Genomic DNA, 15,256 nt, shown 5'->3' on the forward strand with positions numbered 1-15,256 from the left:
TGTTTAAGGGTTGGGGGCGTCGCGTGCTTGCTGACGCACAGCGCGCAAGTGCTGCAACAACTCAGGCAGTGCTGTTTGCAAGGTGTCCCACACCACATCAAGGTTGATATCAAAGTAGCCATGAGCGATGCGGTTGCGCATGCCTCGCATGCTGCGCCATGGCACTTGCGTATGCGTCTCTGTGAACTCGGTGTAGCCGTCCATCACCTTTGTCGCGGCTTCGCCAACGATGATGAGGCTCATGATGACCGCTTGCTGTGTGCGTTTGTCCTCTAGGAAATCTGCTTTCTCCATACCTTCAACAAAGATGCAAGCATCTGTCGCAGCTTGCTGCATATGGTCAAGGTAGTCGGCAAGTCGGTTCTCACTCATACCGGCTGCGCCTGAGCAAGTACTTGAGCCCGAAACTTGGAGGGCAGGTCAGCAGGGGTCAACAAATCGACACGAATGCCCAGCAGCGATTCGAGTTCATCTTGTAGTCCGCCTAAGTCAAACAGTGTGGCACCAGGCAGTGCGTCGACCAACAGGTCCAAGTCACTGCCGTCTTGGTCAGTCCCGCTGAGCACCGAGCCGAAGATGCGCAGGTTCGCAACGCGAAAGCGGCTTGCCGCTTCATGCATGGCTTGTCGATGGAGGGCAAGTACGAGCGAGGGTCGCATGGGCACCTTTCCTGTTTGATTCGTGCTTCAAACCGTTTCTTTGACCAACACCTGTCCACGCAGCGAGTGCGGATAGGCTTCGCTGATCGTCACGTCGATCATTTGTCCCAGCAAGCGCTCCGAGTTGGGGCCACCTGCAAAGTTGACGATGCGGTTGCACTCGGTGCGGCCCATCAGCTCAGTGGCATCTTTGCGTGACCAGCCTTCCACCATGATGCGTTGGGTCGAGCCCACGCGCTGCACGTTGATGGCGCGCACGTTGTCGTCGATGATTTTTTGCACCTCTTGCAAGCGGCGCAGCTTCACGCTGTGCGGTGTGTCGTCGTGCAAATTGGCGGCCGGTGTGCCGGGACGTGGACTGAAGATGAAGCTGAACGAGTTGTCGTAATACACATCGTGCATGAGCTTGATCAGCTTTTGATGGTCTTCCTCGGTCTCACCGGGAAAGCCCACAATAAAGTCGCTGCTCATCGCCATGTCAGGGCGGATGGCGCGCAGTTTGCGCACCGTGCTCTTGTATTCCATGGCGGTGTAGCCGCGTTTCATGGCCATCAAAATGCGGTCGCTGCCGTGCTGCACGGGCAAGTGCAAATGGCTCACCAGCTTGGGCACCTTGGCGTACACATCGATCAAGCGCTGTGTGAATTCATTCGGGTGACTGGTCGTGTAGCGGATGCGCTCCACGCCTGGAATTTCAGCCACATATTCAATCAGCAGAGCAAAGTCGGCGATCTCAGCCGTGCCACCCATCACGCCCCGGTAGGCATTGACGTTTTGGCCCAGCAGCGTGATTTCTTTCACGCCTTGTGCAGCCAAGCCCGCCACTTCCACCAGCACATCGTCAAACGGGCGGCTCACCTCTTCGCCACGGGTGTAGGGCACCACGCAGTAGCTGCAATATTTGCTGCAGCCTTCCATGATGCTCACAAAGGCGCTGCCGCCTTCCACCCGTGCGGGGGGCAAGTGGTCGAACTTTTCAATCTCTGGAAAACTGATGTCCACCTGGGGCCGCATCTGCGATTCGCGCTGGTTCAACAGCTCGGGCAAGCGGTGCAGGGTTTGCGGGCCAAACACCACATCCACATAAGGCGCGCGCGCAATGATGGCGTCCCCCTCTTGGCTGGCCACGCAGCCACCCACGGCAATCTTGACGCCTTTGGCCTTGAGGTGTTGCACCCGACCCAGGTCAGAAAACACTTTCTCTTGTGCTTTCTCGCGCACCGAGCAGGTGTTGAACACAATCAAGTCGGCCAGTTCGGGGTCGTCGGTTTTTTCGTAGCCATCGGACTGCCCAAGCACATCCGCCATCTTGTCCGAGTCGTACTCGTTCATTTGGCAACCGAAGGTTTTGATAAAGACTTTGCGGCTCATGCGTGAGCCTCCCCGAGGGGACAAGTGCAGCGTTTCATGGGGTTCATCCAGAGGCTGTTGAAGAAGACCGCCATTGTAAGTGCGGCCTGCTTGCGCAGGCTTTGTGATGTGCCTCGGGCGGTCATCTTTCCATGCTCAGGCATTGCAGGGCACACGCACATGGGGCATGGCCTGCGTGCATGTTGACGTGTGATGGTGTTTACGCGCCGCGTGCGCGTGCCACCGCGTGCTCGGCGGCCAAATAGCCAAAGGTCAAGCCCGGGCCGATGGTGATGCCAGGACCCGGATAAGCCCCGCCCATGATCGAGTGCATGTCGTTGCCACAGGCGTACAAGCCAGCGATGGGCGTGCCTTGGGCGTCCAGCGCGCGGGCATGCACATCGGTGCGCAAACCCGTGGCTGCACCAATGTCACCCGGGTACAAACGCAGGGCACAAAACGGCGCTTGCGTGAGCGGGCCCAAACAGGGGTTGGGGCCATCCCAGGTGGCGTCGCCGTTGGCGCGTTGGTAATCGGTGGTGCCACGCGAAAACGCGGTGTCTGTGCCCTTAGTTGCCATGGCATTGAATTCGCGCACCGTGGCTTCCAGCGTGCCAGGGTTCATCCCCAGTTTTTGTGCCAACTCGCTCAAGCTGTGGGCTTGCGTCAAGTAGCCATCGGCCAAGAACGGTGCCAGGCCGCCACCGCCTGGTCGCACCATGCCCATGCCGTAGCGCTTCAAGGCCGCAGCGTCGGCCAGCAACCAGGCCGGCACGCTCGGCGCGTGTTGGTGGGCTTGCTGCATGGCGATGCCAAACAGGTGGTACGAGGTGGATTCGTTCACAAATCGCTCGCCCGCTTGGTTCACCGTCACCATGCCAGGCTTGCCTCGGTCCATCACAAAGTGGGGAAACACGGCGGTGCTGCCATCGGCGCGTTGGCGCGTCGACACCGGGGCCCAAAACGCATGGCTCATGCCGCCCGTGCCAAAGCACGCACCCGCAGCCAATGCCAAGTCTTGCGCCGAGCCGGTGTGGCCCGGTGCACCGGGGCACCAACGCACATCGGCACCGGGCAACATTTCGCCGCGTTTTTGCGGATGTCGGTTGAAGCCACCACTGGCCATCACCACACCGCCCCTCACGCGCACGGTGCGTTGCACATCGCCTTGGCGCAGCACCACCGCTTGCACGGCATCGCCTTCTTTGACCAAGCGTTCCACCTGGGTGTTTGTCACGATCGTCACCCCGCGTTGCAGCAGCGAATACAACAGCCGTGCGATCAAGGCGTTGCCCATCACCAAGCGTGTGCCACGTCCCCACAGCAGTTTGTCCAACGCGTGGCGCACGATGATGCGGGTGGCGTATTTGAACGATGTCCACGACTGGCCAAGTTTGAGCAAGTGGCCAATGTCGTCGCGGTCCACCATCATGCCGCCGAGCACGGTGAATTCAGGAATCGGCGGGCGAATCAGCTTCAAGGCCGCGCCTAAGCGGCGTCCGTCAAACGGCATGGGTTCAATCGCGCGGCCGCGCAACACCGAGCCCTCCAACTCCGACAGATAGTCCGGGTGCAGTGTGCGCACTTGGTACTGCACCTCGGTGTGGGCTTCTAAGGTCGCCACGGCTTTCGCGCCATGGTCCACAAAGGCGTTGCGCAGGGCCGCGTCGGCCTTGTCGCCCACCGCATGGTTCAAAAAGGTTTTGGCACGTTCAAGCGTGTCGCCAGGCTCCACGGCCAAGCCCTTGGCGGTGCCAGGAACCCAGCTGGTGCCGGCCGACAACGCGGTGGTGCCGCCCACGTACTCGGTGCTTTCCACCAACAGCACGCGTGCGCCTTGGAGCGCCGCAAACAGGGCCGATGACATGCCCGCCCCGCCAGCACCGATGACCAGCACATCCACGCTGGCGTCCTCGCTGAGTTGGTCGAGCTGGGTGTTGGGTGGCGTGCTAGGAGACCAGGTACTCATGGTGTGGGCATGCTTTCCAACAAAAACTGCACCATCAAATCGCGCACTTGCGCAAACATGTCAGCACCCGTCAGGGTGCGGCAGCCCAAGGCGCGTGCGGCGTCAATGAGCGGCGTCACGGCCGGGGCGGTGATCACACAGCCCACCAACGTGTCGCGACTGAGGCCTTGCACATCCAGGGGCAAGGGGTCGGTACTTGCCATGCCGATGGGCGTGGCGTTGATGGCGATGTCAAAGCCTGCGGGGTTGGGGCTGCCTGCGCTCACCTGGGTCAGCCCCAGTCCGGCCAAACGCGCCACCAAGGTGTCGCGCCGCTTGGTGTCGGGGTCGTGGATGGCCAGTTCGCGCACACCCGCCATCACCAAAGCATGGGCAATGGCCGATCCAGCGCCTCCTGCGCCCACCAGCAAAGCCTTTTGGCCCTCGGGCGCGCAGCCTTTCAAGCGCATCGCTTGCACATAGCCCAGGCCATCGAACATGTCGCCGTGCCAACTGCCGTCGGCATGGCGGCGCATGGTGTTGACGGTTTTCAAAAACTCGGCACGCGGCGAGGCCGTGGTGCACAGGCCATAGCAGTCAAACTTGTGCGGCACGGTCACGATCACGCCATCCACATTGCGTGACTTGGACACACCGTCCAGCCAAGCCGGCAAATCGGCGGTGGCCACATGGGCTGGCACGCAAACCGCATCGCGACCGGCTTGCTCAAACGCCTGGGTAACGCCGAAGGGCGATTTGACTTGGGCGATCGGGTCCCCCACGATGAAATGCACCCGGGTGGCACCACTGAAGTTGTCGAGCATGTCTGAACTCAGAAATTGGAAACAGGCTGATCATAGTTAAAAGTGGAATACCATTCAACTATTGAATTTAATTCTGAAAATAGCTAGACTGCCCGCCAATCCCCACCCCAGAACGGTTGCACAACGATGAACGGTGTCCTCGAACGAACCCTCGGCTTGCTGGAGCTGCTCAGCGCCCATGGCGAAGGCATGGAGCTGGCGGCCATGGCCGACCAGCTCAATATCCCGCGCAGCGCGGTGCACCGCTTGCTGGCCGATCTGATCCGCTGTGGCTATGTGCGCCAAACCCGCGACCACGGCGACTACGTGCTCACCACCAAGCTGGTGTCGATGGGCCTGAGCTTTTTGAGCAACACCGGCATCGTCGATGTGGCCCAGCCGCTGCTCGACCGTTTGGCCGCCATCTCGGGTGAGCTGGTGCGTTTGTCGGTGGTCGACGGCGAGCGCCTGACCTGGGTGGCCCGCGCCCAAGGGGCCCGCCAGGGCCTGCGTTACGACCCCGACATGGGCAACGACGCCCGCTTGAGCTGTTCGGCCTCGGGCTTGGCCTGGCTCATGGCGCTGCCAGACGACGCGGCTTTGGCCTTGGTCTCCAAACAAGGCCTGGGCCTGCCCGCCGACTACGGCCCCAACGCCCCCACCAGCTTGCAGGCGGTGTTGGACCAACTGCACGCGGCACGCGCACGTGGCTACAGCCTGACGCAAGAAACCTTCACAGCGGGGCTCAATGCCATGGCCGCGCCCGTGTGCCTGAACGGCCAGCCACCCATGGGCATCTTGACCATCGCGGGGCCCACGGTGCGCTTCACCGAAGCGCGCATGCTGGCCCTGGGCGACGAATTGCAATCGTTTGCGGCGCAACTGGCTGCGGCCAGTGGGGCGTCGCCGTTCTTCAACCAACGGGCCTCGGCGAAAGATCGCCAACCGATCTACGCCCCTTAAAGCTCCATGCCGTCTTCGCACCTGCCGTCAGACGCGGCCTCCACCACCTGCGACCTGTTGGTCGTGGGCTCGGGTGCTGGCGCGCTGTCGGCCGCTGTGACGGCGGCGCATTTGGGACTCAAAGTCATCGTGGTCGAGAAAGACCCGCAGTACGGCGGCACCACCGCTTGGTCGGGCGGCTGGATGTGGATTCCACGCAACCCACTGGCATTGGCCGCTGGCATCGCCGAGCCTTTGGAAAAACCGCTGTCCTACCTGCGCCATGAACTGGGCGCGCAGTTTGACGAGGCGCGTGCCTTGGCCTTTTTGACCCAGGCCCCGAACATGGTGCGTTTCTTTCAGCAGCACACCGCCTTGCAGTTTGTCGATGGCAACAGCATTCCCGACTTCCATGGCCGCAGCCCCGACGCGGCCACCGGTGGTCGCTCCGTCTGTGCCGCGCCCTTCGATGGGCGCGCGTTGGGTGAGCACATCGCGCAACTCAAACCCCCGTTGTATGAGACCACGCTGTGGGGCATGGGCATTGCGTCGGGCGCTGACCTGCGGCACTTCTTCAACAGCTTGCGCAGTTGGACCTCTTTCGTGCACGTCACTGCGCGTGTGTTGCGTCACGTGCGTGATCTGCTCTGGCACGGCCGGGGCATGCAGTTGGTCAACGGCAACGCCTTGGTCGCCGCCTTGGCCAAGTCGGCGCTGGATGCCGGCGTGGACCTGCGCGTCAACAGCCCGGCGGTGTGCTTGCTCACGCAAGGGCAGGGTGGTGCGCAGGGTGATGCGGTGCGCGTGTGCGGCGCCGTGGTGCGCACGCCCCAAGGCGAGCAGCAGGTGCACGCGCGACGCGGGGTGGTGTTGGCCACCGGCGGCTTCCCGCACGACCCCGCGCGCAAACGCGCCTTGCTGCCACACGACCCGCAAGGCGACGCCCATTTCTCAGCCGCTTCACGCGGCAACACCGGCGACGGTTTGCGTCTGGGTGAAAGCGTGGGTGCGGTGGTGGCCAACGACTTGCGCCAAGCAGCTGCCTTGGCTCCGGTGTCGCTGGTGCCGCAGCCAGACGGCGGCGTCACCCACTTTCCACATTTGATGGAGCGTGCCAAGCCCGGGCTCATCGCGGTCACGCGCTTGGGCCAGCGCTTCGCCAACGAGGCCGATTCGTACCACGACTTCATGCAAGGCTTGATGCAAGCCCTGCCTGCGGGCGAGCCCGTGCAGGCCTGGTTGGTGTGCGACCACCGCTTCATCCGCCGCTGGGGCCTGGGTGCTGTCAAGCCCGCCCCCATGCCTTTGGCTAAGTGGCTGGCCAATGGCTACTTGCAACGGGGCGCCACCTTGCCAGAACTGGCCGAGCGTTGTGGCATTCAGGCCGATACCTTGCAAGCCACTGTGGCGCGCTACAACGTGATGGCCCACACCGGCAGCGACGCCGAGTTTGGCAAAGGCGAAACACCCTACAACCGCATCCAAGGCGACGCCACGCACCCCGGCCCCAACCCCTGCATGGCAGCGCTGCAACACGGGCCTTTCTACGCCGTGCGCGTGGTGGCGGGCAGCTTGGGCACCTTTGCCGGCTTGCGTTGCAACGAACACGCCCAGGTGCTCAACGCCCAAGGCCAAGCCATTGGGGGCTTGTACGCCGGGGGCAACGACATGAACAGCATCATGGGCGGCCACTACCCCAGTGGCGGCATCACCCTCGGGCCCGCCATGACCTTTGGCTACATCGCCGCCCACCACGCGGCGGCCCAACCGCTTCACCACACATTTTTCAAAAGGACATCCATGTATTACGAACTCGCCACCCTGACCCTGCCGTTTGGCACTGCGGTCCAAGCCGCTAAAAACGTCGAAACCTTTGCCGCCCAAGGGCAGGGCGAGTTGTTGGGCTGCTGGTTCACCGACATCGGCACCTTGAACCAAATGGTGGTGTTGCGTGGCTTTCATGACTTGGCCAGTTTGCACGCCGAGCGCGAGCGCACCCAGCGCAACGCCAGCCCCTTTGGCTGTGGCGACATTTTTCAATCGTTGGAGCAACACAGCTACCAGGGCTTTCCATGGATGAAGCCGGTGCGCCCCAGCGCCGAGAGCGGCATCCACGGCCTGGTGTATGAAATTCGCACCTATGGCATCAAGCCGGGTGGTGTGCAACCCACCCTCGACTTGTGGGAGCAAGCCGTGCCCGCGCGCGACAAACTCTCGCCCTGTGTGGTGGCCATGGTGGCTTTGGATGGTCCGCTGCGCTTCACCAACATTTGGGCCTACCCCTCGCTGGATGCGCGCGCAAAAGCCCGTGCCGATTCGGTGGCCCAAGGCATTTGGCCACCTAAGGGCGGGCCTGCATGGCTCACCACCGCCATGACCTCGACCATTGCCATGCCTACGGCGGTGTCGCCTTTGAAATAAATCCCGGGGGTTGCCATGTCACGGATCTATTCGCAGGCCTACCTCACGGCCGAGGCTTCCACCGCCCCCGAGGCCATTGCCCAGGCGGGGCAGTTGGGCTACCAGTTCGTGGGCTTGCGCCTGCTGCCCAACGCACCGGGCGGGCCACACCAGCGTTTGCTGGGTGACAAGGCGGTGCTGCGCGAATGCCAGGCGCGCTTGGCCGACAGCGGTGTGGGGGTGTTTGATTTGGAGATCATCCGCATCGGCCCTGCGTTTGACCCCACGGACTACCTGCCCTTGCTTGAAGCAGGAGCCGCGCTCCAAGCGCGTGCGGTGTTGGTCGCCGGTGACGACCCCGACTTGAACCGCTTGAGCGACCACTACGCCCAGTTGTGCGCGCTCATGCAGCCTTACGGCATGACGGCCGATTTGGAGTTCATGCCCTGGACGGCGGTGCGTCACGCCCGCGAAGCCTTGCAGGTGGTCACCGCCGCAGGGCGCCCGTCCAACGCGGGCATCTTGGTGGACGCGCTGCATGTGGCCCGCTCCGACACCTCCTTGGCTGACATTGCGGCGCTGCCGCGCGCGTTGCTGCACTACGCGCAAATGTGCGATGCCCCCAGCACCAACGCCCAAGGCAGCAGCGACTTGAGTGTGGACGACATGATCCACACCGCGCGCTGCGAGCGCTGGCTGCCGGGTGAAGGGGCGATTGATTTGCGCGCTCTGTTTCAGGCCTTGCCGCCAGACCTGCCCATCAGCGTGGAAGTGCCCCACCACGTGCGTGCCCGCGCGGTGGGTGACCTGGCTTGGTCGGGCCAAGCCCTGGCGGCGAGTCGCGCCTTGCTCGACCTTTGATTTGATCTGGAGACCCCCATGGATTTCGCCCTCAACGATGAACAAAAAATGATGATCGACACCATCCGTCGCTTCATCGCCGAAGAACTGCACCCGCTGGAGCAACAGGTGGAAGACCAGGGCTTTCTGGCCCCCGAAGTGGCCCAAGCCATCCACGACAAAGGCAAAGCCTTGGGGCTGTATGCCCTCAACATGCCCGAGCACTTGGGCGGCGGTGGTTTGAGTGCGGTGGACCGCATGTTGTGTGAAGAGCAGTTTGGCCACACCAGCGACATCTTGATTCGCCGTGCCTTTGGCAATGTGTACGAAGCCTTGTTGGCCTGTGAGGGGGCGCAGATTGAGCGTTGGCTGACACCCTGTGTGCGTGGCGAGCGCGTGTGCGCCATTGCCATCACCGAGCCCGGAGCGGGGTCAGACGCGCAGGGCATCAAAACCCGGGCCGAAAAAACAGCCACCGGTTGGGTGCTCAACGGGGCCAAGCACTTCATCAGCGATGGCGAGGTGTCCGACTTTTTTCTGGTCTCGGCCAAAACCGGCGACAAAGAAATCTCGCTCTTCGCGGTGGACAAAGGCCTGCCCGGTTTCACCGTGGGCAAAGACCAAAAAATGATGGGCTTGCGCGGCACACCGCACCTGGAGCTGTGGTTTGACAACGTGCCCTTGGAACCCATCGCCATGCTGGGCCAGCAAGGCCAGGGCTTCAAGATGGCCATGGGCGTGTTGGGCCAAGTGCGCTTGGCCCAGGTGGGCGCACGTGCCGTGGGTAAAGCCAGTCATGTGTTGTCGCTGATGGTGGACTACGCCAAACAACGCCAACAATTTGGCCAAGCCATTGGCGACTTCCAACTGGTGCAGCAAATGCTGGCCGACAGCGTGATCGAGATCAACGCCGCGCGCTGGATGGTGTTGCACGCCGCTTGGATGTTGGACCAAAAAATGGACGCGCGCGACCACATCGCCATGGTCAAGGTGCACGCGGCGGAAACCTTGGGCCGTGTGGTGGACCGCGCGGTGCAAGTGTTTGGTGGCATGGGCTTTTGCAAAGAATTGCCGATTGAGCGTTATTACCGCGATGCACGCATTTACCGCATCTTTGATGGCACCAGCGAAATTCACCGCACCGTCATTGCCAAACGCGTCATGAAGCAGGGCGATGCCTTGTTTGAATTGAACAAATAAGCAAAGGCATACAGCATGAGCAAGTTCATGTCAGCCGCCGACGCGGTGGCCTTGATTCGCGACGGTGACACCGTCGGCCTGATGGGCGGTGGTGGCGGTTTGATGGAGGCCACCTGCCTGTTTGAAGCGGTGCAAGCGCGCTATCTGCAAACCCAACACCCCAAGCGCCTGACCGTCATCCACGCCTTGGGCATTGGCGACAAACACACCAAAGGCATGAACTGCTTTGCCCACGAGGGCTTGGTCAAGCGCGTGGTGGGCGGGCACTGGGTGTGGTCACCCGCCATGCAGCAATTGGCCGAGGCCGAAAAGATCGAGGCCTACATCTTGCCCGGCGGCGTGTCGTCGCAACTCATGCGTGAGATCGGTGCCGGCCGCCCCGGCTTGTTCACCCACGTGGGTTTGGGCACCGTGTGTGACCCACGCTTGGGCGGCGGCAAGATGAACGCCAGCGCCCAGGAGGACCTGAGCGAAGTGGTGCAGATGGATGGGCGCGAGTACCTGCGCTACAAACCCTTTCCCATCCACGTGGCCCTGGTGCGCGCCAGTGCAGCCGACGAAGACGGCAACATCAGCTTCGAGCACGAGGCGGCCAACCTAGATTCGCAGTCTTTGGCCCTGGCCGCGCGCAACAGCGGTGGCAAGGTGATCGTGCAAGTCAAAGAGCGCTTGCCACGCGGCGCGCTCAAAGCGCGTGAGGTGCGCATCCCGGCCGCTTGGGTGGACGCCATCGTGGTCGACCCGGACCAGCGCACCAGCTACGGTATTCCTTTTGACCCGGCCCTCAGTGGCGAGCTGCACGGTCAGGCCCGCTTGAGCAGCGAAGCGGCCGACCAAGCCGCTGAACAAGCGCAAGCCGCCGAGCAGTTCAGCGAGCGCCAGGCCATTGCGCGCCGTGCGGCGCTGGAACTCTTCAACACCGACAAAGAACGCCCAGTGGTCAACTACGGTGTGGGCGTGCCCGACGCCGTGGCCAAGCTGCTGTCTGCACGCGGCGAGATGCACCGCATCTACCAAACCATTGAACACGGCACCTACGGCGGCACCTTGCTCGACGGCGTGCTGTTTGGCTATGCCCGCAACGCCAGCGCCATGCTCGACGCGGCCACCCAGTTCGACTTTTACGCCGGGGGCGGTTTGGACATTGCCTTCTTGGGCTTTGGCGAGTTCGATGCCCAGGGCAACGTCAACGTGTCGCGCTTAGGGGGCTTGACGGTGGGGCCTGGCGGCTTCATCGACATTGCGCAAAACGCGCGCAAGGTGGTGTTTTGCGGCACCTTGAGTGCCAAGGGCGTGCGCTTGCAAACCGGTGACGGCCAGATGCGTGTGGTGCAGCAAGGGGCGGTGAAAAAACTGGTGCTACAGGTGGAGCAAATCACCTTCAGCGGTGCGCAGTCTTTGCTGCGTGGGCAACAGGTCTTGTATTTGACCGAGCGTGCCAGCTTTCGTTTGACGCCGCACGGAGTGGAGCTGTTTGAAGTGGCACCCGGCATCGACGTGCAGCGCGATGTGCTGGATCAAATGGACTTTGTGCCCCAGCTCGCGTCGCCCTTGGGCGTGATGGCTGCTGAGCACTTCTTGTCAGCCCCGTCCAGTCAAGGGTAATGCAAAAGGCATCACAGAGAACCAGCGGCAATAATGCGCCGCTGCAAGAAGCCATTAAAGCTTCCGCTACACCGTGCCGATACCAGCTTACCTGCCCAAAGTGGATGCGCGCTGCGTGTTTGCGAAGGGCGCTTCATCGGATGCACCCACTCAAAAGTGAATGGCTATGAAAAAATATTTACGCTTAATGGTTGAAGTTGTCTTAGGTCTGCTGCTGGCAGGTGCCTTGGCTTTTGGTTACTGGAGCTACACCGGTAAAACCCACGCCATGCATGAGTTGACCGATGCCAGCGAAGGCATGAGCGAAGCACAAGAAGAACTCGACAAGCTCACCAAAGAACTGGCCGAAACCAAAGAAAAGGTCGACGAGTTAGAGCCAGCAGCCAAAGAATTGGCAGCCGTCAAAGACTCGTTTGCCAACGGTGTGGTGTTGCAAGACTACGAAGCGTTCATCAAAGCTCAAAAGGGTCAAATCATCAGCGAACGCCAATTGGGCTTGGGCGCATTGCGCTTGTTGACCAAAGGTGCGCAAGATCCAGAAACCGTCAGTGCCTTCCAAAAAGCACTGGAGATGGCCGAATGGTCGTCACGCCTGAAGTCGATTTGCGCCGCGCAAAACGCCTTGGCTGCTGCGGGCCAAAAAGTCAAAGTGTTGGCTGATTGCGCCGCTGAAAAAGAAGCAGGTCACGGCAAAAAAGGTGGCCATGCCGTGCATTGGGACTATGCCGGTGAAATGGGCCCTGAAAACTGGGGTGACGAATTTCCTACCTGTGGCAAAGGCCTCAAGCAGTCGCCGTTGAACATCACCGGTCCGTTCGAGAAATCGAAAGACACCTTGGTGGTGAACTACAAAGAGGGTCCGCTGAAAATTTTGAACAACGGTCACACCATCCAAGTCAACGTGGAGCCAGGCAGCACCCTCAAGATCAACAAAGACGTCTACAACCTGTTGCAATTTCACTTCCATCGCCCCAGCGAAGAACAAATTGATGGCAAGCCCATGGCCATGGTGGCGCACTTTGTGCACAAAAATGCCGAAGGTAAGCTGGCTGTGTTGGGTGTGTTGCTCAACGAAGGTAAGGACAACGAGGCCATCAACGTGTTGTGGGACAACGCACCCAAGAGCGAAGGCCCTGAGGTGATGCCTGAGAAGGTCAAGTTCAACCCCACCAGCTTGGTGCCAGCCGCCCTCACGCACTACAGCTACGAAGGCTCGCTCACCACGCCCCCATGTACCGAAGGTGTGAACTTCTACATCCTCAAAACCACGGTGGACATCGCCAAGAAGCAAGTGGCCGACTTCCCCTTCAAGCGCAATGCACGTCCAGTGCAGCCTTTGAACGGACGCAAGATCAACGCCAACTGAGCCCGACGTTGCCCCTCGAAAAACGCCTGCTGATGCAGGCGTTTTTTTGTTTAAGCACCGATTGCACGACTGAGTACGCGATATGGCGCTCCATATACTTGTACATCCTTTGTATTATTTTTATGTATGGAAAAAAGTCTTGCCTCTCAAGATGAGTCGTCTCAAAACACGGTCGTGCCAGATCTGAAAACCCGCCTGCAACAAGCGTTTGAGCACCATCAAAGGGGACGGCTAGAGCAAGCACGTGCGGGTTATGAACAGATTCTGTTCGAGCAACCGCAGCATGCCGATGCACTTCATCTGTTGGGCGTTGTTGCCATCCAGACCCAGAATTATTCCCAAGCTGTTGAATGGATTGGCAAAGCCATCCAGGTGAATCCGAAGGCGCCAGCGTTTCATGCCAACCTCGGCTGCGCGTTGCATGAACTCAAACAGTACGAGGCGGCGGTGGCGGCCCATGACCAGGCCATTGCGCTACAGCCCGATTTTGCAGATGCCTATACCAACCGTGGCAATGCATTTCGACAACTCAAGCAATGGCAAGCTGCGTTGGAGAGTTATGACAAGGTGCTCCACCTCAGGCCTGATCACGCGCAAGCACATGCCAACCGTGGTGTCGCTCTGCGCAAGCTTGGGCAATGGATGGGGGCGTTGGAGAGTTATGACACTGCGATCCGTTTGGCACCCAACGAGGCGGGTGCATACAACCGGCGTGGCAATGTGCAAAAAGATTTGATGCAACTGGAGGCTGCGCTGGCAAGCTACAACCAAGCCATCGCGTTGGATCCGAATTTCGCCAACGCCTACTTCAACAAATCGTTGCTACTTTTGTTGATGGGTGACTTTGCACAAGGTTGGCCATTGTATGAGTGGCGTTGGACGCAAGACCCGTTGCTCTCCGCCAAGCCCCGCCTTACCCAGCCGCTGTGGTTGGGTGACGTGTCGATTCAAGGCAAAACCATTTGGCTCTACGCCGAGCAAGGCTTGGGAGATACCTTGCAGTTTTGTCGTTATGTTCAGTGGGTGGCCGACTTGGGTGCGCGGGTGGTGCTGACCGTGCCACAGTCTTTGCTGGCTTTGCTGCGTGGCTTGGATGGCGTGACCGAGCTGCACCAAGAGGGGCAGCCCTTGCCAGTGTTTGACTACCACTGCCCTTTGATGTCGCTGCCATTGGCCTTCAAGACACAGAAGGGGACCATTCCCAGCTACTCGTCGTATCTCTCGTGCGACCCGGACCTGGTGCAGCAGTGGGCACAAAAACTCGGCCCCAAAACCAAACCAAGGGTGGGCCTGGTGTGGTCCGGCAGCACGCGGCACGACGACGACCACACCCGCAGCCTGACGCTGGCGCAATTGCTGGCCTATTTGCCTGCAGACATCGACTATGTGAGCTTGCAAAAAGACGTGAGGCACGCAGACCAAGCCACACTGCAAACCCATCCCGGCATCCGACACCTTGGCGATCAACTCGGCGACTTTGCCGATACAGCCGCTGTGTGTGCGCTGATGGATGTGGTGATCAGCGTGGACACCAGCGTCGCGCATCTGAGTGCTGCGCTGGGTCAACCCACCTGGATCTTGTTGTCGTATGTGCCCGATTGGCGCTGGTTGTTGGCGCGAGAAGACAGCCCGTGGTATCCCTCGGCCAAGCTCTACCGACAAACACAACACAGAGCCTGGGCCGAGGTGTTGACCCAGGTGAGGGCAGACCTGACCGGTCTGTTTAAATCAGCTTCAGACGCTCAGAAGAAGGCACCACACGCGTCAGACGCACGCCATAGCGGTCGTTTACCAGCACGATTTCGCCTTGGGCCACCACCGAGTTGTTGACCAACAGATCGAGCGGTTCGCCCGCAATGCGGTCGAGTTCCACCACGCTGCCTTGGGTCAGGCGCATCAGGTCTTTGATCTTGATTTGCGCACGGCCGACCTCGATCGACAACGTGACCGAAATGTTTTGCAACACCTCGGGGTTGATGTTGCCGGGTGACATCGGCTTGAAGTCCTCCAGCGAGGGGTCTTCGTTGTGGCCATGTGCCGATGCGTGGTCGTCGTGCTCGTCCACGCTCACTGCGACGTGGTCGGCCTCAGCCAGGGCGGCTTCGCCGTCTTCGGCGTTAGGGTGTTCGGTTTTTTCAGTCAT

13 protein-coding genes are annotated in these 15,256 nt (G+C 60.8%); 7 read left to right on the forward strand and 6 right to left on the reverse strand.

Translation table 11 applies throughout. The features are described from left to right. Positions 1-3: 3 nt before the first annotated feature. The 5 genes from B9Z41_RS04135 to B9Z41_RS04155 all read right to left on the reverse strand — a co-directional run bounded on the left by B9Z41_RS04135 (position 4) and on the right by B9Z41_RS04155 (position 4,781). Complete coding sequence (locus B9Z41_RS04135) at positions 4-372, reverse strand: DUF86 domain-containing protein (protein ID WP_100145362.1); 369 nt, start codon at positions 370-372, stop codon at positions 4-6. Beyond that, positions 369-659 (reverse strand): nucleotidyltransferase family protein, encoded by a 291-nt coding sequence (locus B9Z41_RS04140; RefSeq protein WP_100145364.1) that lies wholly within the window; start codon positions 657-659, stop codon positions 369-371. Before B9Z41_RS04140 ends, B9Z41_RS04135 begins: the two co-directional genes overlap by 4 nt. A 27-nt stretch (positions 660-686) precedes the next feature. Beyond that, entirely contained in the window at positions 687-2,030 is a 1,344-nt protein-coding gene (gene miaB, locus B9Z41_RS04145) for a tRNA (N6-isopentenyl adenosine(37)-C2)-methylthiotransferase MiaB (RefSeq protein ID WP_100145366.1), read from the reverse strand. A gap of 199 nt (positions 2,031-2,229) precedes the next feature. After that, positions 2,230-3,978 (reverse strand): FAD-dependent oxidoreductase, encoded by a 1,749-nt coding sequence (locus tag B9Z41_RS04150; protein WP_100145368.1) that lies wholly within the window; start codon positions 3,976-3,978, stop codon positions 2,230-2,232. After that, complete coding sequence (locus B9Z41_RS04155; protein WP_100145370.1) at positions 3,975-4,781, reverse strand: shikimate dehydrogenase; 807 nt, start codon at positions 4,779-4,781, stop codon at positions 3,975-3,977. Before B9Z41_RS04155 ends, B9Z41_RS04150 begins: the two co-directional genes overlap by 4 nt. 126 nt (positions 4,782-4,907) lie before the next feature. On the opposite strand from B9Z41_RS04155, the gene B9Z41_RS04160 reads away from it, so the two are divergent. From B9Z41_RS04160 to B9Z41_RS04190, 7 genes are all read left to right on the forward strand, one after another. After that, a complete protein-coding gene (locus B9Z41_RS04160) occupies positions 4,908-5,723 on the forward strand; it encodes an IclR family transcriptional regulator (RefSeq protein WP_100145372.1) in 816 nt (271 codons plus the stop codon). 6 nt (positions 5,724-5,729) lie between these two features. Further along, on the forward strand, positions 5,730-8,123 hold the full coding sequence (locus B9Z41_RS04165; RefSeq protein WP_100145374.1) for an FAD-dependent oxidoreductase: 2,394 nt from the start codon (positions 5,730-5,732) through the stop codon (positions 8,121-8,123). Between the two features lie 15 nt (positions 8,124-8,138). Then, entirely contained in the window at positions 8,139-8,963 is an 825-nt protein-coding gene (locus tag B9Z41_RS04170; protein ID WP_100145376.1) for a sugar phosphate isomerase/epimerase, read from the forward strand. A gap of 18 nt (positions 8,964-8,981) precedes the next feature. Further along, a complete protein-coding gene (locus B9Z41_RS04175; protein ID WP_100145378.1) occupies positions 8,982-10,142 on the forward strand; it encodes an acyl-CoA dehydrogenase family protein in 1,161 nt (386 codons plus the stop codon). A gap of 15 nt (positions 10,143-10,157) precedes the next feature. Next, positions 10,158-11,747 carry an acyl CoA:acetate/3-ketoacid CoA transferase gene (locus B9Z41_RS04180; RefSeq protein ID WP_100145380.1) on the forward strand — a complete coding sequence of 530 codons (1,590 nt, stop codon included), beginning with the start codon at positions 10,158-10,160 and terminating at the stop codon, positions 11,745-11,747. 187 nt (positions 11,748-11,934) lie between these two features. Continuing rightward, positions 11,935-13,113: a carbonic anhydrase gene (locus tag B9Z41_RS04185; RefSeq protein WP_158236134.1), complete on the forward strand. Its 1,179-nt coding sequence runs from the start codon at positions 11,935-11,937 to the stop codon at positions 13,111-13,113. Between the two features lie 126 nt (positions 13,114-13,239). Beyond that, on the forward strand, positions 13,240-14,943 hold the full coding sequence (locus B9Z41_RS04190) for a tetratricopeptide repeat protein (RefSeq protein WP_100145384.1): 1,704 nt from the start codon (positions 13,240-13,242) through the stop codon (positions 14,941-14,943). Here B9Z41_RS04190 and fliN read toward each other — a convergent pair. Continuing rightward, a complete protein-coding gene (gene fliN / locus B9Z41_RS17205) occupies positions 14,837-15,256 on the reverse strand; it encodes a flagellar motor switch protein FliN (protein ID WP_100145386.1) in 420 nt (139 codons plus the stop codon). The genes B9Z41_RS04190 and fliN overlap by 107 nt on opposite strands.

Source organism: Limnohabitans sp. JirII-31, assembly GCF_002778315.1.
Lineage (GTDB): Bacteria > Pseudomonadota > Gammaproteobacteria > Burkholderiales > Burkholderiaceae_C > Limnohabitans.